This is a genomic window from Janthinobacterium sp. 17J80-10 (genome assembly GCF_004114795.1).
GTDB lineage: Bacteria > Pseudomonadota > Gammaproteobacteria > Burkholderiales > Burkholderiaceae_D > Paucimonas.
This window is the reverse complement of record NZ_CP035311.1, coordinates 3,682,970-3,709,827: the sequence shown is the minus strand read 5'-3', so window position 1 is coordinate 3,709,827 and position 26,858 is coordinate 3,682,970. Positions and strand designations below refer to the sequence as shown.

25 protein-coding genes and 1 pseudogene are annotated in these 26,858 nt (G+C 61.0%); 14 read left to right on the top strand and 12 right to left on the bottom strand.

Annotation, left to right across the window (positions count from 1 at the left end):
• Positions 1-12: 12 nt before the first annotated feature.
• The 8 genes from glyS to EKL02_RS16460 form a co-directional block, all read right to left on the bottom strand.
• Complete coding sequence (glyS, locus tag EKL02_RS16495; RefSeq protein ID WP_128903049.1) at positions 13-2,109, bottom strand: glycine--tRNA ligase subunit beta; 2,097 nt, start codon at positions 2,107-2,109, stop codon at positions 13-15.
• A 10-nt stretch (positions 2,110-2,119) separates the two neighbouring features.
• Positions 2,120-3,022: a glycine--tRNA ligase subunit alpha gene (glyQ, locus tag EKL02_RS16490; protein WP_128903048.1), complete on the bottom strand. Its 903-nt coding sequence runs from the start codon at positions 3,020-3,022 to the stop codon at positions 2,120-2,122.
• Positions 3,023-3,077: 55 nt separating this feature from the next.
• Entirely contained in the window at positions 3,078-4,775 is a 1,698-nt protein-coding gene (gene lnt / locus EKL02_RS16485) for an apolipoprotein N-acyltransferase (RefSeq protein ID WP_128903047.1), read from the bottom strand.
• Positions 4,663-5,547 carry a transporter associated domain-containing protein gene (locus EKL02_RS16480; RefSeq protein ID WP_128903046.1) on the bottom strand — a complete coding sequence of 295 codons (885 nt, stop codon included), beginning with the start codon at positions 5,545-5,547 and terminating at the stop codon, positions 4,663-4,665. Before EKL02_RS16480 ends, lnt begins: the two co-directional genes overlap by 113 nt.
• A gap of 108 nt (positions 5,548-5,655) precedes the next feature.
• A complete protein-coding gene (gene ybeY / locus EKL02_RS16475; protein ID WP_128903045.1) occupies positions 5,656-6,120 on the bottom strand; it encodes an rRNA maturation RNase YbeY in 465 nt (154 codons plus the stop codon).
• Positions 6,095-7,159 (bottom strand): PhoH family protein, encoded by a 1,065-nt coding sequence (locus EKL02_RS16470; RefSeq protein ID WP_128903044.1) that lies wholly within the window; start codon positions 7,157-7,159, stop codon positions 6,095-6,097. Before EKL02_RS16470 ends, ybeY begins: the two co-directional genes overlap by 26 nt.
• Before the next feature lie 7 nt (positions 7,160-7,166).
• Positions 7,167-8,519 carry a tRNA (N6-isopentenyl adenosine(37)-C2)-methylthiotransferase MiaB gene (miaB, locus tag EKL02_RS16465; protein WP_128903043.1) on the bottom strand — a complete coding sequence of 451 codons (1,353 nt, stop codon included), beginning with the start codon at positions 8,517-8,519 and terminating at the stop codon, positions 7,167-7,169.
• Positions 8,520-8,543: 24 nt separating this feature from the next.
• Positions 8,544-8,921, bottom strand: a complete 378-nt coding sequence (locus EKL02_RS16460) for a hypothetical protein (RefSeq protein WP_128903042.1) — start codon at positions 8,919-8,921, stop codon at positions 8,544-8,546.
• 276 nt (positions 8,922-9,197) lie between these two features.
• Between EKL02_RS16460 and EKL02_RS16455 the strand changes: the two genes are divergently transcribed.
• Complete coding sequence (locus tag EKL02_RS16455) at positions 9,198-9,983, top strand: 1,6-dihydroxycyclohexa-2,4-diene-1-carboxylate dehydrogenase (protein ID WP_128903041.1); 786 nt, start codon at positions 9,198-9,200, stop codon at positions 9,981-9,983.
• Positions 9,984-9,991: 8 nt separating this feature from the next.
• On the opposite strand, the gene EKL02_RS16450 is transcribed toward EKL02_RS16455, so the two are convergent.
• Positions 9,992-10,894 carry a LysR family transcriptional regulator gene (locus EKL02_RS16450; RefSeq protein ID WP_128903040.1) on the bottom strand — a complete coding sequence of 301 codons (903 nt, stop codon included), beginning with the start codon at positions 10,892-10,894 and terminating at the stop codon, positions 9,992-9,994.
• A 111-nt stretch (positions 10,895-11,005) separates the two neighbouring features.
• Between EKL02_RS16450 and EKL02_RS16445 the strand changes: the two genes are divergently transcribed.
• From EKL02_RS16445 to maiA, 12 genes are read left to right on the top strand one after another with little or no spacing between them, the layout of a single operon-like run.
• A complete protein-coding gene (locus EKL02_RS16445; RefSeq protein WP_128903039.1) occupies positions 11,006-11,992 on the top strand; it encodes a 2Fe-2S iron-sulfur cluster-binding protein in 987 nt (328 codons plus the stop codon).
• Positions 11,993-12,023: 31 nt separating this feature from the next.
• On the top strand, positions 12,024-13,070 hold the full coding sequence (gene gtdA / locus EKL02_RS16440) for a gentisate 1,2-dioxygenase (protein ID WP_128903038.1): 1,047 nt from the start codon (positions 12,024-12,026) through the stop codon (positions 13,068-13,070).
• A 21-nt stretch (positions 13,071-13,091) separates the two neighbouring features.
• Positions 13,092-13,790 carry a fumarylacetoacetate hydrolase family protein gene (locus EKL02_RS16435; protein ID WP_128903037.1) on the top strand — a complete coding sequence of 233 codons (699 nt, stop codon included), beginning with the start codon at positions 13,092-13,094 and terminating at the stop codon, positions 13,788-13,790.
• A 37-nt stretch (positions 13,791-13,827) separates the two neighbouring features.
• Positions 13,828-15,093: an aromatic ring-hydroxylating dioxygenase subunit alpha gene (locus EKL02_RS16430; RefSeq protein ID WP_128903036.1), complete on the top strand. Its 1,266-nt coding sequence runs from the start codon at positions 13,828-13,830 to the stop codon at positions 15,091-15,093.
• A gap of 2 nt (positions 15,094-15,095) precedes the next feature.
• Complete coding sequence (locus EKL02_RS16425; RefSeq protein ID WP_128903035.1) at positions 15,096-15,569, top strand: aromatic-ring-hydroxylating dioxygenase subunit beta; 474 nt, start codon at positions 15,096-15,098, stop codon at positions 15,567-15,569.
• Between the two features lie 7 nt (positions 15,570-15,576).
• Positions 15,577-15,891, top strand: coding sequence for a non-heme iron oxygenase ferredoxin subunit (locus EKL02_RS16420; protein WP_128903034.1), 315 nt, complete (start codon positions 15,577-15,579; stop codon positions 15,889-15,891).
• Between the two features lie 40 nt (positions 15,892-15,931).
• Entirely contained in the window at positions 15,932-17,104 is a 1,173-nt protein-coding gene (locus EKL02_RS16415) for an ABC transporter substrate-binding protein (protein WP_128903033.1), read from the top strand.
• Between the two features lie 34 nt (positions 17,105-17,138).
• Positions 17,139-18,059, top strand: a complete 921-nt coding sequence (locus EKL02_RS16410; RefSeq protein WP_128903032.1) for a branched-chain amino acid ABC transporter permease — start codon at positions 17,139-17,141, stop codon at positions 18,057-18,059.
• Positions 18,059-19,084 carry a branched-chain amino acid ABC transporter permease gene (locus EKL02_RS16405; RefSeq protein ID WP_128903031.1) on the top strand — a complete coding sequence of 342 codons (1,026 nt, stop codon included), beginning with the start codon at positions 18,059-18,061 and terminating at the stop codon, positions 19,082-19,084. The genes EKL02_RS16410 and EKL02_RS16405 overlap by 1 nt, the downstream gene beginning before the upstream one ends.
• Entirely contained in the window at positions 19,081-19,833 is a 753-nt protein-coding gene (locus EKL02_RS16400) for an ABC transporter ATP-binding protein (RefSeq protein ID WP_128903030.1), read from the top strand. Before EKL02_RS16405 ends, EKL02_RS16400 begins: the two co-directional genes overlap by 4 nt.
• Positions 19,834-19,840: 7 nt before the next feature.
• A complete protein-coding gene (locus tag EKL02_RS16395; RefSeq protein ID WP_128903029.1) occupies positions 19,841-20,560 on the top strand; it encodes an ABC transporter ATP-binding protein in 720 nt (239 codons plus the stop codon).
• Complete coding sequence (maiA, locus tag EKL02_RS16390) at positions 20,561-21,229, top strand: maleylacetoacetate isomerase (RefSeq protein ID WP_128903028.1); 669 nt, start codon at positions 20,561-20,563, stop codon at positions 21,227-21,229.
• 102 nt (positions 21,230-21,331) lie between these two features.
• Here maiA and EKL02_RS16385 read toward each other — a convergent pair whose 3' ends face one another.
• On the bottom strand, positions 21,332-24,025 hold the full coding sequence (locus EKL02_RS16385; RefSeq protein ID WP_128903027.1) for an EAL domain-containing protein: 2,694 nt from the start codon (positions 24,023-24,025) through the stop codon (positions 21,332-21,334).
• Positions 24,026-25,077: 1,052 nt separating this feature from the next.
• On the opposite strand from EKL02_RS16385, the gene EKL02_RS16380 reads away from it, so the two are divergent.
• A complete protein-coding gene (locus EKL02_RS16380; RefSeq protein WP_128903026.1) occupies positions 25,078-25,713 on the top strand; it encodes an SAM-dependent methyltransferase in 636 nt (211 codons plus the stop codon).
• 209 nt (positions 25,714-25,922) lie between these two features.
• On the opposite strand, the pseudogene EKL02_RS18620 reads toward EKL02_RS16380, so the two are convergent.
• Both EKL02_RS18620 and EKL02_RS16370 read right to left on the bottom strand, forming a co-directional pair.
• Positions 25,923-26,182, bottom strand: a pseudogene (locus EKL02_RS18620) (hypothetical protein); the annotation flags it as partial.
• Positions 26,183-26,409: 227 nt separating this feature from the next.
• Positions 26,410-26,796 carry a cupin domain-containing protein gene (locus tag EKL02_RS16370; RefSeq protein WP_241687748.1) on the bottom strand — a complete coding sequence of 129 codons (387 nt, stop codon included), beginning with the start codon at positions 26,794-26,796 and terminating at the stop codon, positions 26,410-26,412.
• Positions 26,797-26,858 lie beyond the last annotated feature (62 nt).

Sequence of the window (26,858 nt, the reverse complement as noted above, 5' to 3'; positions counted from 1 at the left end):
GGCCGGTGGCCATTACGCCGCCAGCTTGGAAATGTCGGCCACGCGGTTCATCATGCCGTGCAGTTGCGACAGCAGCGCGATGCGGTTGTTGCGCAAGGCGAGGTCTTCCGCCATCACCATGACATCGTTGAAGAAGGCGTCGACATCATCGCGCAGCTGCGCCAGCGCCGTAAGGGTGCCGGCAAAATCGCCCTGGGCGAAAGCGGCATCGATTTTCGGCGCCAGCGCGGTCATCGCCGCATGCAAGCCTTTCTCTGCGGTCTCCTGCAGCAGGCCGGCCTGCACGGCGCCGACGGCGCCTTCGGATTTCTTCAGGATGTTGGTGATGCGTTTGTTGGCGGCGGCCAGCGCTTCTGCCTGGGGCAGGGCGGCGAAGGCTTGCACCGCTTCCAGGCGCTCGACGATATTGCCCAGCGTATCCGGTTCTTGCGCGACCACGGCTTCGACTTCGTTCTGGGTGAAACCGCGCTCGCGCAGCAGGCCGCGCAGGCGGTCGTACAGGAAGACCCGGATGTCGGCGTCGGCTTGCTTGAATTGCGCGTTGCCGGCGAATAGTTGCGCAGCTTGCGCGAGCAACTGGTTGATCGACAGCGGCAGGCGTTTTTCCAGCAGCATGCGCAAGATGCCCAGGGCATGGCGGCGCAGCGCGAACGGGTCCTTGTCGCCGGTGGGCGCGAGGCCGATGCCCCAGATGCCCACCAGGGTTTCCAGCTTGTCGGCCAGCGCCACCGCGGTACCCGTGCTGCTTGCCGGCAGGGCGTCGCCGGCAAAGCGCGGCTGGTAGTGTTCCGAGATCGCCTGAGCGACTTCGGCCGGTTCGGCGTCGTGACGGGCATAGTAGGTGCCCATGATGCCCTGCAGTTCGGGGAATTCGCCCACCATGTCGGTCAGCAGGTCGGCCTTGGCCAGGAGCGCGCCGCGCTCGGCCAGCGCGGCATCGGCGCCGATGCCGCGGGCGATGTCGCCGGCCAGCGTCCGGACGCGCTCGGTGCGCTGGCCCTGGGTGCCCAGCTTGTTGTGGTAGACGACGTTGGCCAGGCCCGGCAGGCGGTCGGCGAGCTTTTTCTTCTTGTCCTGCTCGAAAAAGAATTTTGCATCCGACAGGCGCGGGCGCACCACGCGCTCATTGCCGCCGATGATGTGCTGCGGATCGGCCGTTTCAATATTCGAGACGATCAGAAAACGTGAACGCAGGCGCCCGCCGGCATCGGTCAGGGCAAAGTATTTCTGGTTGGTCTGCATGGTCAGGATCAGGCACTCCTGCGGCACGGCAAGGAATTCTTCCTCGAAGTGGCATTCGTACACCACCGGCCATTCGACCAGGGCATTGACTTCATCGAGCAGCGCTTCCGGCATCAGGACCTTGTCGTGGCCGGCGCGGTCCAGCAGGGCGGCGCGGATTTTTTCCTTGCGGTCGGTGATGCCCGGCACCACCTTGCCCTGCGCTTCCAGCAGCGCGGCATAGCTTTCGGCATTCGGCACGGCGATTTCGCCTTGCGACAGGAAGCGGTGGCCGAGCGTGGTGCGGCCGGCGGCAAGACCCAGAATCGCCAGCGGCACGACCTCGGCGCCAAAGAGGGCGATCAGCTTGTGCACCGGGCGCACGAATTGCACATCGGCGCCGTCGGGGCGCTGGTAATTCATGACTTTCGGGATCGGCAGCTTGGCGACGGCTTCTTCCAGTGCAGCCTGCAGGCCGGTGTGCAGCGCCGCGCCTGGCGCGGTATAACTGAAGAAAAAGCTTTCAGCCTTGCCGTCCTGGGCGCGCTCGAGCTGCTCCAGGCTGATCGCGTCAACCTTGGCGACTGCCGCCAGCGCTGCCAGCTTCTTGCCCAGCGGCGCGCTTGGCTTGCCTTCGGCATCCAGCGCCACGCTGACCGGCAGCACTTTTTCGCGGATGGCCTTGTCGGGCGAGGTGGCGCGCACTTGCGTAATGGTGACTGCCAGGCGTCGCGGCGTGGCGTAGGCGGTGGCGACGGCGCCGGCTTCGAGGAAGTCGCGCGCTTTCAGGCCGTTGACGATGCCGGCGGCGAAGGCTTCGCCCAGCTTGGCCAGCGCCTTCGGCGGCAGCTCTTCGGTCAGGAGTTCAACTAGCAGGGTCTGGTTCATTGCAATCTCGTTATTGTTTGTCGCCGCACATCGGGAAGCCAAGCTTCTCGCGCGATTCGAAATAGGCCTGCGCGACTGCGCGCGACAGGTTGCGGATGCGGCCGATATAGGCGGCGCGCTCGGTCACGGAAATGGCGCCGCGCGCATCCAGCAGGTTGAAGGTATGCGCGGCTTTCAACACCATTTCGTAGGCCGGCAGCGCCAAGGGCACTTCCATCAGGCGCTTGGCTTCGGCTTCGTAGTTGCCGAACAGCGAAAACAGGAATTCGGTGTTGGAATGCTCGAAGTTGAAGGTCGATTGCTCCACTTCGTTCTGGTGGAACACGTCGCCGTAGGTCAGGCGCTTGGTGACGCCATGTTCTTCCCACTCGGTCCACACCAGGTCGTAGACGTTTTCCACGCCCTGCAGGTACATCGCCAGGCGTTCGATGCCGTAGGTGATTTCGCCCAGCGTGGGCTTGCAATCGAGGCCGCCGACTTGCTGGAAATAAGTGAATTGGGTGACTTCCATGCCGTTCAGCCAGACTTCCCAGCCCAGGCCCCAGGCGCCCAGGGTCGGGTTTTCCCAGTCGTCCTCGACGAAGCGCACATCGTTCTGTTGCAGGTTCAGCCCCAGCGCCTGCAGCGAGCCGAGATAGAGTTCGAGGATGTTTTCCGGCGCGGGCTTCAACACCACCTGGTACTGGTAGTAGTGCTGCATGCGGTTGGGATTTTCCCCATAGCGGCCATCCTTGGGCCGGCGCGATGGCTGCACATAGGCGGCGCGCCACGGCTCCGGGCCGATCGCGCGCAGGAACGTCGCGGTGTGCGAGGTGCCGGCGCCGACTTCCATGTCGTAGGGCTGCAAGAGGGCGCAGCCTTGCGCATCCCAGTATTCCTGCAGCTTCAGTATGACTTGTTGAAATGTGAGCATGGTGGGTTTTCCCTCCCCGCTTTGGGGAGAAATGAAATCGGTAAAACCCAAGATTTTAGCGGTTTTTGCCTGCTTCCGGCGGCTTTCCAGCCTTTTTCCAGCGCAAGAAGCGGGCGAGGGGCAGCGCCAGCAACGCCAGCAGCATGATCGGCCCGTTACCCAGCAGGATATAGGGCGTGGCGCCGGTGTATCCCTGCACCCGCGCGGCCAGCACGTCTTTCGAAAACGGCACCAATTGAGCAGTTACACGCCCCTTGTGGTCGATGATCGCGGTGGCGCCGGTATTGGTCGCGCGCAGCATGGGGCGGCCGGTTTCCAGGGAGCGCATCTGTGAAATCTGCAAATGCTGCGGCAGGGCGTTGGTGTCGCCGAACCAGGCGATGTTGGAGACGTTCAGCAGCACGCTGGCCTGCGGGATCTTGCCAAAATGGCCGGCTGCGAGCTGGTCGGCGATTTCTTCGCCAAACAAGTCTTCGTAGCAGATATTGGGCAGCACCCACTGGTCCTTCACCTGGAAGGGCGCTTGCAGCGGCGTGCCGCGCGTAAAGTCGCCCAGGGGAATGCGCATCATGTCGACGAACCAGCGAAAACCCGGCGGGATGAATTCGCCGAACGGCACCAGGTGGTGCTTGTCGTAGCGGTACGGGGCTTCTGTGCCGGCAGCGCCAGGCTTGGGCGCGAAGCCCAGCACGCTGTTGGCGTAGCGCCCGGGGCCATCCGAGATGGGCAGGCCGATGACGACATGGCTGCCGGAGTCGCGCGCAAAGGCCGCCAGGCGCGGCAGGTAATCTTCCGGCAGCTGGCTCGACAGCAGCGGCAGCGCCGTTTCCGGCGTGGCAATGAGGTCGGCCGGCTGTTGCCGGATCATGAATGCGTAATCGGCCAGGGTGTCGGCGATGCGCTCGCGCTCGAACTTCATCTCTTGCGGCACGTTGCCCTGCAATAGGCGCACCGCAATCGGGCTGCCATGCGGCTCTGTCCAGGAAACCGCCTGCAATCCCCAGCCCGCTGCCAGCAGCAGCACCGGCAGCGCCGCTGCCTTCCTGTTTTCCGGCAAGAGGGCCAGGGCGCCGGCCGCCAGCGCCGCCAGCCAGCCGATGCCATAGACGCCGACCACCGGCGCAAAGCCGGCCAGAGCGCCCGTGTTATGGGCGTAGCCCGAGACGAGCCAGGGAAAGCCGGTGAAAATCCAGCCGCGCAGCCATTCGCCCAGCGCCCACAGCGCCGGCGCCACCAGCAGCAAGCTCAGGTTGGCAGAGAGGTGCCAGCGGCGGCGCAGCCATAGCGTGGCGCCGCCTGCGAATGCCGCAAACAGGCCGATCCACAGCGCCAGCAGGGCCACGGCCAGCGCCGCCATCCACGATGGCATGCCGCCGTAATGGTGCATGCTGACATACAGCCAGTGCACGCCGGCCACCGCCCAGCCCCAGCCATAGGCTATGCCGAGCGCCGCGCTTTGGCGCACCGAAGTGGCGCCATGCAGGAGGCGAAAAAGTATTGCCAGCAACAGGATCTGCAGCGGCCAGAAGCCAAACGGCGCGAAGGCGAAAACGTTGCAGGCGCCTGCCGCCAGCGCGGCCGGCAGCAGGAGAGAAGTGGCGTGACGGCGCGCGGCGCCAGCGCGGGCCGTCACGCGGGCCTCAGTTGCCAGCGTCGGCCGGCGGCGCCGGCATTTTTTCGACCAGCAGGATGTGCAACCGGCGCGCGTCGGCACGCAAGACCTGGAAGCGCAGCGCGCCGATCTCGAACACATCGCCCTTGTGCGGCACGCGGCCCAGGTGGGTGACGACCAGGCCGCCGATGGTGTCGACCGACTCGGCCGCAAGCGCGGTGCCGAATGCTTCGTTGAACTGGTCGATTTCGGTGATGGCATTGACGCGCCAGCGCGCGCCATGCTCGCCGTCGCGCACGCGCAGGATATTGTCGTCTTCCTTGTCGATATCGAATTCATCCTCGATATCGCCGACGATCTGTTCCAGCACATCCTCGATCGTGATCAGCCCGGCAACGCTGCCGTATTCATTGACGACGATTGCCATGTGGTTGCGGTTGACGCGGAAGTCGCGCAACAGCACGTTCAGGCGCTTGGATTCCGGGATGAACGCTGCGGGGCGCACCATGTGGCGCACATCGAAGGATTCATCGGCGTAATAGCGCAGCAAGTCCTTGGCCAGCAGGGTGCCGACGACCTTGTCGCGGTCGCCGTCGACCACCGGAAAACGCGAATGGCCGGCCTTGAGCACCAGCGGCATCCATTCTTCGATGGGTATGGCAATATCGATCACGTCCATCTGCGGGCAGGGCACCATGATGTCGCGTGCAGACAGGTCGGATACCTGGAATACGCCTTCGATCATCGACAGCGCGTCGGCATCGATGAGGTTGCGCTCGTGGGCGTCTTGCAGGACTTCGAGCAATTCCGTGCGGTTGTCGGGCTCGGGGGCAATCAGTGCGGTCAGTCGTTCGAAAAGGGACCGGTGCGGTTTGGCGTCGAACGATCTGACGCTACTAGGGTGTTCTTGCATATGGCGGGGAGCCGTTGTTCTGGAACTCAATAGAATACACCAAAATTCCGTGGGGACTACAATTGGCGGGTTGGCAAGGGTTGTGAGAAAGACAAGGCGGCGCCCTGCTCAAGCTTCCAGATAAGGGTTGGCAAAACCCAGGCGCGCCAGGATCTCGACTTCCAGCTGCTCCATCTCGGCTGCTTCCGTGTCGTCTTCATGGTCGTAGCCCTGCGCATGCAGTACGCCATGCACTACCAGGTGGGCGGCATGCTCCGGCAGGGTCTTGCGCTGTTCGGCAGCTTCCTTTTGCAGCACATCCGTGCACAGCACGATGTCGGCCGAGGTGGGTTCGTCTTCGGATTCCGTGTAGGGAAAGGTCAGCACGTTGGTGGCGTAATCCTTGCCGCGGTATTCGCGGTTGAGCGCGCGGCCTTCGTCTGCGTCGACGAAGCGCACGGTCAGCTGCGCCGGCGCAAGCAAGGCCGCCTGGACCCAGCGCCGCAGTTGCGCTCGCGGCAGCGTCTCGCGCAGGCGCGGATCGGGATATTGCACGGAAAGCGAAAGCTCAGGCTTTGTGGTCGTTCTTGTCATTCTTGATGCGAACCGGTTTGTTGGCGGCTTCGTAGGCGTCGACGATGCGTCCCACCAGCGGGTGGCGCACCACGTCGGCGCTGGTGAAGTGGGTGAAGGCGATGCCGCGCACCTTCTTGAGCACCTGGATGGCATCGACCAGGCCGCTTTTCTGGGTGCGCTGCAAATCGATCTGGGTGACGTCGCCGGTGATGACGGCCTTGCTGCCGAAACCGATGCGGGTCAGGAACATCTTCATCTGTTCCGGCGTGGTGTTTTGCGCCTCGTCCAGGATCACGAAGGCATGGTTGAGCGTGCGCCCGCGCATGTAGGCCAGCGGCGCGATTTCAATGGCCTGCTTCTCGAACATCTTCTGCGTGCGGTCGAAGCCGAGCAGGTCGTACAGGGCGTCGTAGAGCGGGCGCAGGTAAGGATCGACCTTTTGCGCCAGGTCGCCCGGCAGGAAGCCCAGGCGCTCGCCGGCTTCGACGGCGGGGCGGGTGAGGACGATGCGCTGCACGGCGTCGCGCTCCAGCGCATCGACTGCGCATGCCACTGCCAGGTAGGTTTTTCCGGTGCCCGCCGGGCCGACGCCGAAGGTGACGTCATGTTCCAGCACGGCTTTGAGGTATTGGTTCTGGTGGGGCGTGCGGCCGCGCAGGTCGTGGCGCCGGGTTTTGAGCACCAGCGGTTCGCCAGCGGTTTCAATCGCGGCGTCGTCGGCTTCTGCGGTGGCGGCTTCGGCATCCGCACGGGATGCGCGCGCGGCGCGGCGCGAGTCCTGGCTATGGCCGGCGCGCTGTTCCACCAGCGCCAGTTGCACGTCGTCGATCGAGATGGCCTTGTCGGCCAGGGCGTAGAAGCGCTCGAGGATGGCCAGCGCATCGGCCGCCTTGGCGCCGCTGACGATGAATTTTTCGCCGCGGCGAAACACCGTGACGTCGAGCGCCGCGGCAATCTGGCGCATGTTCTCGTCCATCGGCCCGCACAGGTTGGCAAGGCGCCGGTTGTCGAGCGGTTGGGGGGTGAAATACTGCGGTTCTACCGGGGTCTTTTTCACGTTTGCCTTAGTCCTGCAGCACCAGCGCACCGCGCAGGGAATAGGAGTAGCTCTCGGTAATGTTGACGTCGAGCATTTGACCTACCAGGCGCGCTGCCTGGGGGCCGCCGTCAAAGTTCACCACGCGGTTGCATTCCGTACGTCCCTGCAATTCGTTCGGGTCCTTGCGCGACGGCCCTTCGACCAGGATGCGCCGGGTGGTGTTCACCAGCGCGTCGCTGTAGCGGCGGGTATTGTCGCCGATGACTTTCTGCAGGCGCTGCAGGCGCGCCAGTTTCACATCGTAGGGCGTATCGTCGGCCAGGTTGGCCGCCGGCGTGCCGGGGCGCGGACTGAAGATGAAGCTGAAACTGTTGTCGTAGCCGATATCGTCGATGAGTTTCATCATCGCCTCGAAGTCGGCCTCGGTCTCGCCGGGAAAGCCGACGATGAAGTCCGAGGAAATCGCGATGTCGGGGCGCACTTCGCGCAGGCGCCGGATGATCGACTTGTATTCCAGCGAGGTATAGCCGCGCTTCATCGCCATCAGGATGCGGTCGGAACCATGCTGCGCCGGCAGGTACAGGTGGTTCACCAGCTTGGGCACCTTGGCATAGGTGTCGATCAGGCGCTGGGTGAATTCCTTGGGATGGCTGGTGACGTAGCGGATGCGTTCGATGCCGTCGATCTCGGCGATGTATTCGATCAGCAGCGCAAAGTCGGCGGTTTCGCCATCCGCCGCACCCGTGCCCATGGCGCCGCGGAAGGCGTTGACGTTTTGTCCCAGCAGGGTGATTTCCTTGACGCCTTGCGCGGCCAGGCCGGCAACCTCGGTCAGCACATCGTCGAAGCGGCGCGAGACTTCCTCGCCGCGGGTGTAGGGCACCACGCAGTAGCTGCAATACTTGCTGCAGCCTTCCATGATCGAGACAAAGGCGGTGGCGCCTTCGACGCGGGCGGGCGGCAGGTGGTCGAACTTTTCGATTTCGGGGAAGCTGATGTCGACTTGCGAGCGGCCGCTGGCGCGCCGCTGCGCCAGCAGGTCCGGCAGGCGGTGCAGGGTTTGCGGGCCGAACACCACATCGACGTAGGGCGCGCGCTTGATGATCGCTTCGCCTTCCTGGGAGGCGACGCAACCGCCGACGCCGATCACCAGGTTGGGGTTCTTGAGCTTGAGTTCGCGCACGCGGCCGAGGTCGGAAAAGACCTTCTCCTGCGCCTTTTCGCGCACTGAACACGTGTTGAAAAGGATCACGTCGGCGTCGTCCGGCGTATCGGTCTTGACCAGCCCTTCGGCCGCGCCAAGCACATCGGCCATCTTGTCCGAGTCATACTCGTTCATCTGGCAGCCGAAGGTTTTGATGAATACTTTTTTTGGCATTGAATCTGGTGGTGAAACGGTGTGTTACCGGACCGGGTCCATCAGGATTTGCACCTGCTGACCGGGTTGGGCCGGGTTGATTTTTTGCTGGGCCGGCGTCTGCGCCGCTTCGCGTTCGTCCAGGAGCCATACACGGTCGACATTGCCCTGGAAATCCTCGGTGTAATTGACGACCAGGTTGCTGCCAGTGACCGAAGCCGGCATCTGGATCAGGTTTTGCTGGTTGAAAATGCGCCCGCCCGCCGACATCTGCCGCGTCCTGCCGTTCAGGACGATTTCAGGGAAGGGGCCCAGGCTGAGCACCCCGCGCTTGGCGATCGCCGGAAACGGTCGCTCCAGGGCGAAGGCGGACGTAGCCAGGAGCGCCAGCAGGCCGGCGGTCAGAAAGCGTTGAATCCTCATGTCGAACTCCGTTGCGATGAAATAAAACCCTAAAGAATCAATTGCTTGCGGCGGCGAAAAAGGCCCGCGGATGGGTGGAAGTGTACCATTAATGCCACGTCGGCATTTGGCAGATTTCCCTGGCGTGAAAGATGTTGTCTTCGCCATACAGGCAATCGATCGTTTATACCCTGCCGGTATGAAATGAATACCAAATCAGTGTTGGACGCAGTGAATTGGCCAGGGGTATCGTCCGTAGCAATTCCATTTTGCTGTTGTCAGCGAGGCTTGCTCATCATGCGTACCTATACCCGTTTTACCGACAAAGTTGTGATCATTACCGGCGCCGCGCAAGGCATCGGCCGTGGCGTGGCGCTGGCTGCCGCCGAAGAGGGCGCCCTGCTGGTGCTGGCGGACCGCTCTGAACTGCTGCAGGAAGTGGCGGCGGAAATCACGGCGCAAGGCGGCCACGTCGTGACGGTCCATGCCGACCTGGAAACCTATGCCGGCGCGCAGAAAGTGGTGCAAACCGCGCTCGACGCGCATGGCCGCGTGGACGTGATGATCAATAACGTCGGTGGCACCATCTGGGCCAAGCCTTACCAGGAATACCAGGAAGCGGAGATCGAGGCGGAAGTACGCCGATCGCTGTTTCCCACACTCTGGTCGTGCCGTGCGGTATTGCCGGCAATGATCGAGCGCAAGGCAGGCGTCATCGTCAATATCTCGTCGATCGCCACGCGCGGCATCTATCGCATTCCCTACTCGGCTTCCAAGGGCGGCGTCAATGCCATGACGGTCAGCCTGGCGCTGGAACACGCGGCCGATGGCATCCGCGTCAATGCGGTCGCTACCGGTGGCACCGAGGCGCCGCCGCGCAAGGTGCCGCGCAACCCCAACAAGCTTTCGCCGCAGGAAGAAGTCTGGTATCAGGGCATCATCGACCAGACCAAGGCATCCACCCTGATGGGCCGCTACGGCACCATCGACGAGCAGGTGCGCGCCATCCTGTTCCTGGCGTCCGACGAGGCTTCCTACATCACCGGCACCATCCTGCCGGTGGGCGGCGGCGACCAGGGCTGACCCTGCGCTCAATCGGCGAACGTATCGAACATCACGCCGCGCAGCCACTGGATGCCGGGTTCCTTGTGGTACTTGGCATGCCAGAACAGGCTGATGGCAATTTCCGGCAATTCCACCGGCACCGGCGCGGATTTCAGTCCGAACGGCGCCAGGCATTCCTGCGCATAGCGTTCCGGCACCGTTGCCACCATGTCGGTGCGCGACAGGATATGGCCGACCGCGACAAAGTGCGGCACCGTCAGCTTGACGTTGCGGCGGATGCCCCTGGCGGCAATGGTTTCATCGATCCTGGCGTGACCGATCTCGGAGGCGCCCACCAGCACATGCTCGGCGCCGGAAAATTCCGCCGCGCTGATCTGCTCCTTGTCCAGGGCATGTCCCGTGCGGAACATGCAGACATAACGCTGCTTGAACAGGCGGCGCTGGAAAAATCCCGCTTTCAGTTCCGGCAACAGGCCGACGGCCAGGTCCACCTGGCCTGCCTCCATTGCCTCGCGCAAATTGAGCGAGGCATGGCGCACGGTGTTGACGGAGACGCCTGGCGCGATGCTGGCCAGCTTGTCCATCAGCCTGGGCAGGAAATAAATCTCGCCGATGTCGTTCATGCCGATCGTGAAGCGCCGTTTGCTGCTGGCGGCATCGAAGGTGGCGCGCTGGTTGAGGCTGGTTTCGATGGTGTTCAGGGCATACGCAATCGGCTCTGCCAGTTGCAGCGCGTACGGCGTGGGCTCCATGCCGCGGGACGTGCGCAGGAACAGTTCATCGTTCAGCAAAAGGCGTAACCGTTTCAAGGCATTGCTGACGGCTGGCTGGCTCAGGCCAAGCTTTTCTCCCACGGCGGAGACGCGCCGCTGCAAGAGCAGTTGGTTAAATACCAGCAGCAGGTTCAAATCGAGGTCTTTCAAGTCCATAAGTAATATTCATTTCAGTGATACATAAGATTCACCATATTCTATAGATTAATTTTAGTGCGGTTAATAGAATCCTGTTCAACTGATCACAACGCAGGATTGCCGCAAGACATGGAACTCGTCGTACAACCTCTCGACCGCACATTGACCGTGAATGCCGGTACGAATTTGCTGGAAACGCTGCGTGAAAACGGCATTCCGGTGTCGTACAGCTGCATGTCGGGCCGCTGCGGCACGTGCCGCTGCAAGGTGGTCGACGGCCAGATCCTCGAATCCGGGCCGGAAGCGAAAGTGACCAATCCGAATGAAGGCCGTTACGTGCTGGCTTGCATGAGCGTTCTGACAGAAAGTTGCACTATTGAAATTCCTGATGTGGATGAAGTCGTCAATCATCCCGCCCGTATTCTCAAGGCGACCGTGCTGGCCATCGAGGACATGACCCACGATATCAAGCGTCTGCGCCTGCGTCCGGCCAAGCCACTGGCATTTTCTGCCGGCCAGTACGCCACCCTGCAGTTTTCGCCGGAGCACATCCGGCCGTATTCGATGGCCGGCATTGCTGGCGACGAAGAACTCGAATTCCACGTGCGCATCGTGCCCAATGGCCGAGTAAGTACTTACATCGATCAACAGCTGAAGGTGGGCGATGCGGTGCGCGTCTCCGGCCCGCTGGGCACGGCGTACCTGCGCCAGAAGCATGCCGGGCCAATGCTGTGCATCGGCGGCGGCACGGGGCTGGCACCCGTCCTGTCGATCGTGCGCGGCGCGCTCGCTGCCGGCATGAGCAATCCGATCCACCTGTATTTCGGCGTGCGCTCGACGCGCGACATCTATGGCTTCGACTGGCTGCAGGACCTGGCGGCCCGCCATGCCAACCTGCATGTGCATGTCGTCGTCGCCACCGGCTCGGACAACCCGGCGTATCGCAGCGGGCTGGTGACCGATGCCGTGGCGCAGGACTGGGACAGCCTGGAAGGCTGGCGCGCCTACCTGTGCGGCGCGCCGCCCATGGTGGATGCGGCAGCCATGCTGGTGCGGCAAAAAGGCATCCCGCACGAGCATGTCTACGCCGACGCTTTCTATCCCAGCGCAACCTGAACAGAAAAGACGAGAAGAGGAAGACCAACCAATGCATGCACAGACCTTGCCCCAGGCGGTTCGCGATGAACGCCAGCAGTTTTACCAGCGCATTTCCGCCAGCAACCTGACCCCGCTGTGGGAAGTGCTGGGCGCGCTGGTGCCGCCGACGCCGCGCACCGACGCCGTCGCCGCCGGCTGGCGCTATGCCGAGATCCGCGAGCAGATCATGGAAGCGGGCCGCCTGATCACGGCCGAGGAAGCCGAGCGCCGCGTTTTGATCCTGGAAAACCCGGCGCTGCGCGGGCAGTCGGCGATCACCTCGTCCCTGTACGCCGGCCTGCAGCTGATCCTGCCGGGCGAAGTCGCTCCCGCGCACCGTCACAGCCAGTCGGCGCTGCGCCTGGTGCTCGATGGCGAAGGCGCCTACACGGCCGTCGACGGCGAGCGCACCACCATGCGCCGCGGCGACTTCATCATCACGCCGTCGTGGACCTTCCATGACCACGGCAACCTCGGCAACGAGCCGGTGGTCTGGCTCGATGGCCTGGACATCCCGACCGTGCGTTTCTATGGCGCCGGCTTTGCCGAGCCGGGCAGGGCGGCTTCGCAGCAAGCCGTCCGTCCGGAAGGCGATGCACTTGCGCGCTTTGGCAACAACATGGTGCCGGTCGATTTTTACCAGACCCCGGATCAGCCGACCAAGGTCTTTGTCTACCCGTTCGCCAAGACGCGCGCTTCGCTGCTGGCCGTGGCCGAGACGCCCGCCGATCCGCACTTCGGCCACAAATTCCGTTTCGTCAATCCGGCCACGGGCGCATCTCCCATGCCGACCATCGGGGCCTTCGCCCAGCGCCTGGCCAAGGGCTGCGTCACGCGTCCCTATCGCAGCACCGACGGCACCGTGTATGCCTGTCTCGAAGGCGGCGGCACAGCGCAGATCGGCGACCAGACCTTTGAATTTGCGCCCAACGATGTGTTCGTCGTGCCGTCCTGGCACGCGCTGGAATTGCGCGCCAAAGAAGACACCATCCTGTTCAGCTACTCGGACCGTCCCTGCCAGCAAGCGCTGGGCCTGTGGCGCGAAGAAAAAATTTAATCAACCGTATTGGACCCGATCATGGAATACGCCGTTTCTCCCGCACCTGTCTATACGCTGGCCGTCGCCGGACGCAGCGAGCAGTTTCCCGTCAACCGCATCTACTGCGTCGGCCGCAACTACGCTGCCCATGCGCGCGAAATGGGCAAGGACCCGGACCGCGATCCGCCCTTCTTTTTCATGAAGCCGGCTTGCGCGTCGGTCGCCGTGGGCGAAGCCGGCGTCACCGTGCCGTATCCGCCGATGACGGAAAACTTCCATCATGAAATCGAGCTGGTGGTCGCCATCGGCAAGGGCGGCAAGAACATCCCCGTCGAGCAGGCGCTCGAGCACGTCTACGGCTATGCCGTCGGCCTCGACATGACGCGCCGCGATTTGCAGCTGGATGCGCGCGACAAGGGCCGTCCCTGGGAATTCGGCAAGTCGTTTGCGCAATCGGCGCCGATCGGCGCCATCCAACGCGCAGCTGAAATCGGCCACCCGCATGAAGCGGCGATTGCCCTGACCGTCAACGGCGAATCGCGCCAGTCATCCGATATCGCCAAGCTGATCTGGTCGGTGGCCGAGTCGATCGCCTACCTGTCGCAGTACGAAACCATCGAGCCGGGCGACATCATCATGACCGGCACCCCGGAAGGCGTGAATGCAGTCAAGCGCGGCGACGAAATGCGCGGCAGCATCGCCGGCCTCGGTGAAATCGTCGTCAAAGTAGCCGCCTGAGACGGCCTGCAATTTATCAGAACTAGAGGAGACAGCAATGCGTAACAATCCCTCCGTTTTTCCGGTTGATCCGGCCTGGGAAGGCACGGGCACCAGCCGCATTCCTTTCTGGGCCTATACCGACCCGGCAATCTACAAGCGCGAACTCGACCGCCTGTTCTACAACAAGCACTGGTGCTATGTCGGCCTGGAAGCGGAAGTTCCCAACCCCGGCGACTTCAAGCGCACCGTGGTGGGCGAGCGCTCGGTCATCATGACGCGCACCGAAGATGGCACGATCCACGTGGTGGAAAACGTCTGCGCCCACCGCGGCATGCAATTCTGCCGCGAGCGCCACGGCAACAAGAAGGAACTGGTGTGCCCCTACCACCAGTGGAATTACACGCTCAAGGGCGACCTGCAGGGCGTGCCCTTCCGGCGCGGCGTCAAGCAGGACGGCAAGGTCGTCGGCGGCATGCCGAAAGACTTCAAGGTGGAAGACCATGGCCTGACCAAGCTGAAGGTCGCCACCCGCGGCGGCGTCGTGTTCGCCTCGTTCGACCACGAGATCGAATCGCTGGAAGACTTCATGGGCCCGGAGATCATCAAGTACTTCGACCGCCTGTTCAACGGCCGCCAGCTGAAGATCCTCGGCTACAACCGCCAGCGCATCCCCGGAAACTGGAAGCTGATGCAGGAAAACATCAAGGACCCGTACCACCCCGGGCTCCTGCATACCTGGTTCGTCACCTATGGCCTGTGGCGCGCGGATAACAAGTCGGAACTCAAGATGGATGCGCGCCACCGCCACGCCGCCATGATCTCGACCCGCAACAATGCCAAGGTCAAGTCCGAGGAAGTCACCGCCGGCGTCACCAGCTTCAAGGAATCCATGCAGGTCAACGACCCGCGCCTGCTCGACATCGTCCAGGAAGACTGGTGGGGCGGCCCGACCGCCGTGATGATGACGCTGTTCCCCAGCGTGATCTTCCAGCAGCAGGTCAACAGCGTCTCGACCCGCCACATCCAGCCCAACGGCAACGGCTCCTTCGATTTCGTCTGGACCCATTTCGCTTTCGAGGACGATACCCCGGAAATGGTGCAGCGCCGCCTGATCCAGGCCAACCTGTTCGGCCCTGCCGGCTTCGTCTCTGCCGATGACGGCGAAGTGATCGAACTGTCGCAATTCGGTTTCGAGCAAAAGCCGGCGCACCGCGCCGTGGCCGAACTCGGCGGCACCGAAGTGGGCGACACCGACCACATGGTCACCGAGACGCTGATCCGCGGCATGTACGAATACTGGCGTGAAGCCATGGGAGTATGACAATGATCGATTTCACCACTTATCAGGCATTGACCCAGCTGTATGCCGATTACGCTGCCGCGATCGACAGCGAAGACTGGGATCAATGGGTGAGCCTGTTTTCTGAAGAATGCGAATACAAGGTGCAGCCGCGCGAAAATTACGAACGCGGCTTCCCGCTCTGCACGCTGGCGCTGATCAGCCGCGCCATGCTGAAGGACCGCGTCTACGGCATTACCGAAACCTTGTTCCACGACCCGTATTACCAGCGCCACGTTGTCGGCCTGCCGCGCATCCTCAAGGTCGAGGGCGACGTCATCGAAGCCGAAGCCAACTATGCGGTCTTCCGCACCAAGCTGAGCCAGGAATCCACTGTCTTCAGCGTCGGCCGCTATCTGGACCGCCTGCGCAAGACCCCGGAAGGCCTGAAATTCGAATCGCGGCTGTGCATTTATGACACCGAGATGATCCCCAATTCCATCATTTACCCGATCTGAGACAGACATGAGCCAAAACTGGACTGAAGTCATCGCCGCCGATGACGTGCCGCAAGACGACGTGATCGGCGTCGAAATCGCCGGCAAGGATGTGGCGCTGTACAAGGTCGAGGGCGAGATTTTCGCGACCGACAATATTTGCACCCATGGCCATGCCCGCCTGTGCGACGGTTTCCTGGATGGCCATGAAATCGAATGCCCGCTGCATCAGGGCAAATTCGACATTCGCGATGGCCGCGCCACCTGCGCGCCCATCACCGAGAATACCCGCACTTATCCGGTCAAGATTGAAGGCGGCCGCGTCTTCCTGGCATTCGAGTAATTCAGCAACAAACACCAGATCATAATTAAAGGAGATCGTCATGCAGTTATCCAAATTCATCCCCGCGCTGGCCGCCACCGCCCTGATGGGTGTCGCATCGCTCGCGTCCGCCCAGGTCAAGGTTGGCTTGACCGGCGCCATGTCGGGCCCGGTGGCGCTGCTCGGCCAGGACCAGTATGACGGTTTCATGCTGGCAGTCGAGCAGCTCGGCGGCAAGCTCGGCGGCCAGGCGGTCACAGTGCTGAAGGAAGATGACCAGTTGAAGCCCGAACTGGGCAACCAGATCGTGCGCAAGCTGATCGACAAGGACCGCGTGCACGCCATCGTCGGCCTCGGCTTTTCCAACGTTGTCATGGCCAGCGTCAAGCCGATCGTCGAATCCGGCACGGTCGCCATCGCCACCAATTCCGGCGCATCGCCGCTGGCAGGCGCCAACTGCGCCGCCAACGTCTTCTCGACCGCATGGCCGAATGACGGCGCGCCCGAAGCCATGGGCAAGTTCATGCAGGACAAGGGCATCAAGAAGGCTTACCTGATGGCGCCGAACTACCAGGCCGGCAAGGACATGCTGACCGGCTTCAAGCGCTACTTCAAGGGCGAGATCATCGATGAAGTCTATACCCAGGTAGGCCAGACCGATTACTCCGCCGAGATCGCCCAGTTGCAGGCGAATAATCCGGAAGCCGTGTTTGCCTTTTACCCGGGCGGCATGGGCGTGAACTTCGTCAAGCAGCTGAGCCAGGCAGGGCTCTTGCCGAAGCTGCCGGTGTACTCGGTGTTCATGGTGGATGGCACGACCATGCCGGCGCTGCGTGACGCCGCCGTGGGCAGCGTGACGGGCATGATGTGGGATGCGGTGCTGGATACGCCGGAAAACAAGAAGTTCGTCCAGGCTTTCGAAACCAGGTACAAGCGGGCGCCGAGCCAGTATGCGGCCGCAGCCTACGATGCCGCGCAAGTGCTGGATGTGGCGTTCAAAAAAGTCGGCGCCAGGGTGGATGACAAGAAGGCCCTGGCCGCTGCCGTCAAGGCTGCCGGTGCCGAGATCACTTCGGTCCGTGGCCCGTTCCGCTTTAATAACAACAACATGCCGGTGCAGAACTACTATGCGTTCAGCGTGGTCAAGGAAGGCGGCAAGGTCGTCACCAAGCAATTGGGCGTTGCGCTGGCAAACCATGGCGATGCCTACAGCGCCAAGTGCGCGCTGAAGTAAGCATCGAAATCAGCCCTGAAACAAGGATAGCAAAGTGAGCCTCAGTCTCATCCTCTCGCAGCTCCTGAACGGGCTCCAGTTCGGAGTCCTTCTTTTCCTCCTGGCCGCGGGACTCACGCTGGTGTTCGGCATCATGAGTTTCGTGAACCTGGCGCATGGCTCGCTGTACATGCTGGGCGCCTATTTTGCCGCGACCGCCTACAACCACACCGAATCCTTCACCTTTGCGGTGGTGGCGGCGCTGGCAGGCTGCATCGTCGTCGGCATGCTGCTCGAGCGAATCGCCGTGTCCCGGCTGTACGGGCGCGACCACCTCGACCATGTGCTGGCCACCTTCGGCATGATGATGTTCTTCAATGAAATGGCGCGCATCATCTGGGGGGTCCAGCCCTACTTCCTGCCGGTGCCGGAGATGCTGTCGGGAACGGTGGATTTGCTGGGCATTAGCTATCCTGCCTATCGTTTCGCCATCATCGTGGTGGGCCTGATCGTGGCCGTCGGCGCCCATCTGCTGATGCACAAGACACGCCTGGGCATGCTGATCCGCGCGGGTTCCGTCAACCCGCAAATGGTCGGCGCCCTTGGCGTCAACATCAAGCTGCTGAATGCCTTCCTGTTCGGCCTGGGCGCGGCGCTCGCGGGTCTTGCGGGCGTCATGTCCGGCCCGATCCTGTCGGTACAGGTTGGCATGGGCGAGCCGGTGCTGATCACGACCCTGGTGGTGATCGTCATCGGCGGCATCGGCTCGGTCAGCGGCGCATTTTACGCGGCGCTGATCGTCGGCATCGTCGATACCATGGGCCGCGCCTTCCTGCCGACGCTGTTGCGCGACATGATGAGCCGCGAAGCTGCCAATGCCGCGGGTCCTGCGCTGGCGTCGATGCTGATCTACATCCTGATGGCAGTGGTGCTCGCGCTGCGTCCACAGGGCCTGTTTCCCGCCCGGAGAACCTGATGCAAACCAAATCTTCCTTCGGCCTGGCCCGGATCGTGCCGGCCATCGTCCTGCTGCTGCTGGCGGTGGTGCCGTTTGCGGCCAGCTATCTCGAGCAGCCGTTTTACCTGACGTTTTTCGGCCGCATCATCATTTATGCCATCGCCGCCACGGCGCTGAACCTGGCGCTCGGCTACGGCGGCCTGGTGAGCCTGGGGCATTCGCTCTTCATGGGCCTGGGTTCCTACAGCGTCGCCATCGCCGCCTTCCATGAAGTCGACAGCGGCCTGGCGCACCTGGCCATCACCATCGTGGTGTGCGCCCTGGTCGGCCTGGTCACGGGCGCCATCAGCCTGCGCACCTCGGGCATCGCTTTCATCATGATTACGCTGGCATTCGCGCAGATGGGCTACTTCGTCTTCGTCAGCCTGAAGCAGTATGGCGGCGATGACGGCATCACGATTGCATCCACCAGCAAGCTGGCAGGCCTGGACCTGGGCAACACCATGACCGTCTACGTGGTGGCCTTCACGGTATTGCTGGCGCTGCTGCTGTGGATGGCCAGGCTGCGCATCTCGCCTTTTGGCATGGTGCTGCGCGGCGCCCGCGAAAATGCCCGCCGCATCAACGCCGTCGGCTTGCCGAGCAAGCGTTACCAGTTGCTGGCGTACGTAATGTCGTCGGTGTTGTGCGGCATTGCTGGCGTCCTGCTGGCCAATCTGAACGCATTTGCCTCGCCCTCGACCATGTCGTGGATGATTTCCGGCGAGCTGATCGTGATGGTGGTGCTGGGCGGCCTCGGCTCGGTATTCGGCCCGCTGCTGGGCGTGCTGGCCTTCCTGGGCATCGAAGAAGTATTGAAGGCGTACACCGAGCACTGGATGGCGGTATTCGGGCCCCTGATCGTGATGGTGGCGCTGATGGGCAAGGCCGGCATCATTGGCGTACTGGAAAAATTCGATGGCCGTCGCAAGCGTGGCGCTGCTACCGCAACAGCCGCAACAGCCGCGCAGCCGGTGGCGCAAGCAAAGGAGTCCGCAGCATGACCAGCCTTTTATCCACGCAATCGCTGTTCAAGCGCTACGGCGCCCTGACCGTCACCGATGGCGTGTCCATCGACGTGCGCGCGGGCGAGGTGCATGCGGTGATCGGCCCGAACGGCGCCGGCAAGACCACCCTGATCAACCAGCTCTCCGGCGAGCTGCGCTCCGACGAAGGCCGCGTGCTGTTTGCCGGGCAAGATGTCACGGCGCTGGATATTGCCGAGCGAGCGCGCCTCGGCCTGTTGCGCTCCTACCAGATCACCTCGATTTTCGAGCAGTTCACGGTGCGCGAAAACACCATGATCGCCGCCATCGGCGCCAAGGAGCACGCTTTCCGCTTCTGGCAGCCGATGCTGGGCCGGGCAAAATTCGCCGTCGTTGTCGACGAAGCCCTGGAACTGACAGGGTTGTCACACCGCGCGGACGTGCTCGCCGATAACCTCGCGTATGGCGAGCGGCGCCAGCTGGAACTGGCGATGGCCTTGGCCGCCAAGCCCAAGTTCCTGCTGCTGGACGAACCCATGGCCGGCATGAGCGTACAGGAATCCAGCGCGGTGGTGTCGCTGATCCAGCGCCTGAAGGGCCAGTACGCGATCCTGCTGGTCGAGCACGACATGGATGCCGTGTTCGCGCTGGCGGACCGCATCAGCGTGCTGGTCTATGGAAAAATCATTTTCACCGGCACCCCTGACGAAATCCGCGCCCATCCGGAAGTCAAGGCCGTGTACCTCGGTGAAGAAGCGGAGCATTGAGGGCCAGATGACGAATTTACTGAAAGTGCAGGATTTGCAGGCAGCTTACGGCCATGCCCAGGCGCTGTTCGGCGTGTCCTTCGAAATCAACCAGGGCGAGGCGATCACCCTGCTGGGGCGCAACGGCATGGGGCGCTCGACCACCATCAAGTGCCTGTTCGGCCTGTTGCCGGTGATGGCCGGATCCATCAGCTTTTGCGGGCAGCAGATCAACAAGCTGCCGTCTTACAGCATCGCGCGCCTGGGCCTTGGCCTGGTGCCGGAAGGGCGCCAGGTTTTTCCCAACCTCACAGTTGAAGAAAACCTGGTGGCGACGGCCCGTGCGCCGGCGCGCGCAAGCGGCGCCGGCAGCGCCTGGACCCTGAAACGCGTGTATGGATTTTTCCCGCGCCTGCAGGAACGCCGCAACAACCTCGGCTCGCAACTCTCCGGCGGCGAGCAGCAAATGCTGGCGATCGGCCGCGCCCTGATGACCAATCCGCAACTGCTGGTGCTGGACGAAGCCACCGAAGGCCTGGCGCCGATCATCCGTGCGGAAATCTGGGCGGCGTTAAAGGAGCTGAAACACGAGGGCTTGTCGCAGATCATCATCGACAAGAACGTGCGCGCCTTGCTCGACTTCACCGACCGCCATTACGTGCTGGAGAAGGGGCAAGTAGTGTGGCAGGGCGATTCCAAGGCGCTGCAAAGCGCGCCGCACGTCATCGAACAATATCTGGGAGTGTAAATGTCTACCGCAGCCAACCAAGAACGCGTATTGCACAATTATTTCCGCAGCTCGGCGTCGTACCGCGTGCGCATCGCCCTGAACCTCAAAGGGCTGGATTACACCTATGCATCCGTGCACCTGAACCGCAACGGCGGCGAGCAGTATGGCGCCGGCTTCAAGGCCCTGAACCCGCATGCGCTGGTGCCGGTGCTGGTGGAGCCCGGCGTGCAGTTGTCCCAATCGCTGGCGATCATGGAATACCTTGAAGAGAAATATCCGCAGGTGCCGCTGTTGCCGGCCACGCCGGAGCATCGCGCCCATGTGCGTGCGCTGGCACTGGCGGTCGCCTGCGATATCCATCCGCTGAACAACCTGCGCGTGCTGAAGTACCTGAAAGGTCCGATGGGACTTAGTGAAGAAGCCAAGAATGACTGGATCCAGCACTGGGTCGAGCTGGGCCTGCAAGCGCTGGAAACCGAGCTGGCTGCTTCGCCTCTGCGCGGCACATTCTGCTTTGGCGATACGCCCACGATTGCCGACTGCTGCCTGGTGCCGCAAATATTCAATGCCCAGCGCTTCAATGTCGACATGGCGCCGTACCCAACCCTGATGGCAATCGACCGCGCCTGCCAGGCCTTGCCGGCATTTGCGGATGCGCATCCGGGGCGTCAGCCGGACAGCGAATAAATCAGTAGTAATTACAGGATGTATTTCGCAGCCGGTTCGCCGGCTTTTTTTGAATCAACGATAGAATTTTCTAGACGTGGGCGCGTGATAATCTGAAACTTGTCATGTCCCATGGCCAGCGTGTGCGTGAACTGGAACAAATTCTCGAACGTATTCTTCGACCAGGCCGGCAGAAAGCGGCTTGCTGTAGAGATTGCCCTGAACCCACTGGCAGTCGTGGCGCGACAGGAACTGGCTTTGCAGCGCTGTTTCAACACCCTCTGCCACTACCAACACGCCCAGCTTTTGCGCCAGTAACAAGGTAATTTCGCAAATAGCCGCATCGTCTTCGTCGGTCTCAAGATCCTTGACAAAGGAACGGTCAATTTTGATGATGTCGACTGGAAATATCTTCAGATAAGCCAGCGATGAATACCCTGTACCAAAATCATCGATGGCAAGTTTCACACCGATATTGGCCAAGGTCTTCATCATGACGATGTTCTCGTCAGGATTTTGCATCGCCATTGATTCCGTAATCTCAAGGTGCAGATAGCGGGCATCCAGATTGGAGGATGCCAGCGCCTGCCTGACCATCTGAGGCAGCTTTTTATCTTGAAATTGTATTGCACTCAGGTTGACCGAGACATGCAGGTCAGACAGTCCTTCTTCGTGCCAGTGCTTCAGCTGATGGCAGGCCGCTTCCAAAATCCATTTTCCTAGCGGAATTATTAATTTGGTTTCTTCAGCAATCGAAATGAAATCGCAAGGAGAAATTAGTCCACGCACTGGATGTTGCCATCTTACAAGAGCTTCCACGCCGGTCACTTTGCCGCTGCTCAGTTCAACTTGGGGCTGGTAATGCAGGACAAACTGCCCATTTTTCAGCGCAAGCTTCAGCTCATGTTCAACGGTCACGCGCTGTGCGACTTCATCCCGCATTTTTTCAGTATAAAACTGGTAATTGCACCGACCGACCGCCTTGGCATGATACATGGCGATATCGGCATTCTTGATCAGCTCGCCAGTGTCGGTGGCGTCGGCGGGATAGAAGCAGATCCCCACGCTGGGTGAGGTGCGCAATTCATGGCTGCCAATGGAATAAGGGGCGGCGACTTGCGCAATGATCTTGCCGGCGACCTCAATAATTTCGGTGGACATTTCAATCCCGGAAAGGATCATCACAAATTCGTCCCCGCCCAGCCGCGCCACGATATCGCTGTCGCGTACAGAGTGTTGAAGACGTTTCGCCACCTGGATCAGCAACTGATCGCCGACATCATGCCCGAGCGTGTCGTTGATGGCCTTGAAGTGATCCAGGTCAATCAGTAAGACAGCGAGAGAGCGATCGTCGCGCTTGGCGAACGCGATGCATTGCTCCATGCGCTCATGCAAGCTAAAGCGGTTCGGCAGGCCGGTTAGCGCGTCATGGTGGGCCAGGTAACGTATCCTGTCTTCCGCAGCTTTGCGCTGGGTGATGTCCTCGAAGTTGCCGATATAGTTGACGATCTTGCCTTCGCTATCCCGCACGACGGAAATAGACAGGCGTTTCGGAAAAGCTTCGCCGGTTTTGCGCCTGTCCCACAGCTCGCCTTGCCAGTAATCGTTTTCAGCCAGCGTGGCCCACATTTCCTGGTAGATCTCGCTGGGCGTATCGCCGCAGGCCAGGAACTTCGGATTTTTGCCGAGAGCCTCGGCCTCGCTATACCCGGTGAGTTTGGTAAACTCCTGATTAACGGCAAGGATCCGCTTGTTGGCATCCGTGATCAGGATTGCTTCGCCACTGTTGGAAAACACTTTGGACATCAAGTGCAGATAGTCTTCCGATCGCTTGCGCTCGGTAATGTCGTGCGCAATGCCGAGCACGCCGATAGGCTGGCCTGAGGCTCCGGGCAAGGCAGTTTTGGTCGTTTCCATTAATGCCTGCTTTTCGCTTCCGGCAACGTTTACCCATTCCTCGTTGGTGTTCGGCCCGGATGCCAGAATGGCTTCCTGATCCTTCTGGCGAAAGAAGTCGGCCAGCGTTGCCGGAAAGAGGTCGTAATCCGTCTTGCCGATAATCGCGCTGGCGGGTGCGCCAATGATGCGTTCAAAGGCATGATTGCAAGTCAGGTACACACCTTGCGTATCTTTTAACCAGACTGGGTCCGGTAGGGTGTTGAGCAGCGTCTCCATCTGACCGCGGCTTTCGCTCAATTTCAGGTTCGTTAGCGAAAGGTGGGACAAATAAGACGCCAGGTTGACGATATGCGCCATCACGCGCCGCACGAATTCGCGGCTAAAACGCGGCATGGCATGGATTGCAGCCAGATAGCTTGCCTTGTCGTAGCCGAAGCGTTCGGCCTGCGCGACAAAATAAGCGTCATCGATCACGTCCTCATCGTAAAAAAACTGGCCGCAATAGAGATTGGCGAGGTGCTGTTTGCCGACAAAAACTGGCGTGACGACATCCCACAATCCATTTTTGCATTTGTAATCGATAAAATCGCCTTCTTTCAGGTTGCTGGCCAGGTACAGGTCACTTTCGTTACAGTTGGCGCAGGAACGTGGATTGTGGCGATGAAAATCGGTGCAGGCTTTTTGCCAACCGGCAAACTGGATGACGTTGCCGGCCAGATCCAGGAGTGCGGTCGCAATGCCGACCAAGGCGGAAAAATCGTTCAGCAGCGCCCGCAAGGATTGGAGATCGATCAGCGATGCCAGCGGAGTTTCAGTACTGGGGTTTAACGGCAAGGTATCGCTTACGCTGGAGGCGGGGCCCCCTTTGCCGAGATGCCACGTGATTGGTACTTCCCCTGCCAACTTCGAACTTGCCATGTTAATGCTTCCAAATACACTGCAACCAAGGCAGGTAATTCAATTCTTCTGCACCTAAAGAGAAACCGCTTGCGTGCTCTCGAGAAATAAAAGCACTTCTGGAACTTGTCTAATTGACTACACTATACAGCGTTTCTGGTGACGGCTGAACGAATCATTTCGCGGCCTGTTCAAGCCGTCCGATTGACCGTCCAGCAGTGGGATATGGTTGCCAGCTTGCTCGTCCTGGTTAATCGCAACAGGATATGACAACTGCACGGATTGTAAGTTCTTCCTGCGACGCCAGATCGGCGTCGTCTATGTCCTGTCAGCCTGGTAATGGCAGCGCAATTGTGTCATTCTCAGCGCGACGAAAAGGATGGCCTGCACGCCGCAAACGTGCATGCGCGTTCACTACATCCGCCCTGGTCGCGAACACGCACCAATCTTGCAGGTTGGTATCTTTCCACACCACGCATCAGCGGCTTTCTACAATCGTCCATTTTCTGTTATCCCTTGGCTTTGATTCAGTGAGCCAAGATTCCGGAGAATTAGCCCGCTTTTTTACATATTTTTATCACCTAAGTGGATGCCCGCGATTGCTAACAACGTCATCTATCGCTTGTCCTTCCCCTCATAAAAAATATCGCATCTCTTGCCCATGCAGGTCCAGTCATCGCCTCCTTTCAATATACCCACTGCCTCCACCGTGTACGGACCTGTCGCATCATTGCTGAAATGCCACATCGAGGTCGATTTACCCGACTTGACGTTGGCGCTGGTCGATGTATCCGTCACAGACTTTGCCGATGCTCCGACCTGGCCAGCGCCTGGTCCGGCTTGAGACGTAATAGATGCCGGGGTGTCACGACGAACGTTGGCTTTTGACCAGTTGAATCCAAGACTCGAAGCGGACACTCATGCTGCCTCGTGCAGGCTCGGAAGTTGGTGGCTATCGTGCGCCTAAGTCTGCTGCGCCTCGTCTCACCTGCACTGGACAGGAGCGGTATGCAGCGAAAGGGGGGCGCCCGCGGTTTGCTGTATCATCGCGTTCCTGCAAACGAAAGCCGCGCATGCTCATCATCACCATCAAACAGGGTAAGGAAAAAGGCCTGCTTTCGGGCGACCCATGGATTTACGTCTCCGCCGTCGAAAAGGTCGACGGCAAGCCGCGGGAGCGCAACAAACCGGGCGCCACGGCGATCGTTCAGTCGTCGGCTCGCCAGTTCCTGGCACGCGCGGCCTATAACGCCAAATCGCAAATCGCCGCCCGCGTCTGGACGTTGCGCGAGGACGAGGCGGTTGACCACGCGATGATAAAGCGGCGCGTACAGGCCAGCGTGCTTCGCCGCGCCGATGCGCTTCGCAGCGCCGATCCGCAGGCGCTGGTCCAGTTGGTCGATGGCGAAAAGGATGGCTTGCCGGGTTTGCTGGTGCACAGCTATGGCGGCAGCGCAGGCTATCTGGTTTGCCAGTTCAATGCCGGTGGCGTCGACCTGTGGAAGGTGCCTGTAGTGCAGGCGCTCCTCAATGCCACGGGCTGCCGCAACGTTTACGAACGCTGCGATCCACTGTTGCGCACGGGCGAAGGACTGTCCGTCAGGCCGCGCGCGCTGGCAGGCGACGAACCGCCCCAGCGGCTGATGGTGCGCGAGGGCACTCGCCTGGTACCGATGGATATCCGCACCGGCTTCACCTACCCGCGCTGAGAGGCGCTTCGGAAGGAAAATTCCTGGAGCAACGCTCCAGGGCATGGCGGATTTGTATGCTAAAGATCTACCCAGGACTTGGATGGCTGTTGTTGGCTAATTCTGTTGAAATAGTCATCAGGCAAGGGTTTATATGAGGTCGTTTTGCTGCTGTATCAGTTGAATTGAATTAAAGAGTGAGCTTGATTTATTCTTCTTCTTTGATTTTCTTATGCTGGGGATGGCTGCCTGTTCAGGCCGCAAGTTTTATAGAGCCATTGGGCCATGCGCCGCAAATTCTGCACCGTAGCAGCCAGCAGGAATTCATCGTGCGCACCGCTGAAGCCGCGTAATCGCAACTGGCAATAGCCCGTGCCACATCACGTGCTGCTTCATGCGGGCTGCGATCGATTTTACGGCTCAGCATGTTGGGACAGCATTGCATCTTCAAGGGGCATGGCTGACAGTCGTACTGACTGGCCTAAAAAATCCACTATCTTCGGTAAGGATGGGCGTCGGTATCAGGTTCCGAAATTCGCCTTCAGCATGGTTCGGTGATTTTTGGATGACGCTCAACCGCTCCCCTCGGGAAGTTGCCCAAACTTAGGATGCTGAATGTATGCGCATGCGCCCATCGATAGCACGCCCAGCAATGTAAGCAGAACCCACATTGTTCTGATTAATTTTTTTCATAAATTTTTATTGGCTATTCTCTCGTCACTTTCGATATTGTTCGTCGCTGACCTTTTCCAGCCATTCCACGTTTTTGCCATCGAGTGTTCCGGTCAAGGCAATATGCGTCATTGCCGTGTCAGGGGAAGCGCCATGCCAATGCTTCACGCCCGGTGGGCACCACACCACATCACCCTCGCGAATCTCGGTAACGGAACCGTCCCATTCCTGCGTCCAGCCCGTACCGGCGGTCACGATGAGATGCTGGCCGGCTGGGTGGGTATGCCATGCGGACCGCGCTCCCGGCTCGAAGCTGACATAGGCGCCGCTGACGGGCGTGGATGGCTTTGCCGGAAACAGGGGAGACACCCGGACGCTACCGGTAAAGTATTCCACCGGTCCCTTGCTGGAGGCTTGAGAACCAGCGCGCATGATGGCCTGTGATTGTTTGGCGCTAACCGCCGTGGAAACCCCGCCCGGCTGAACGCTTTGAG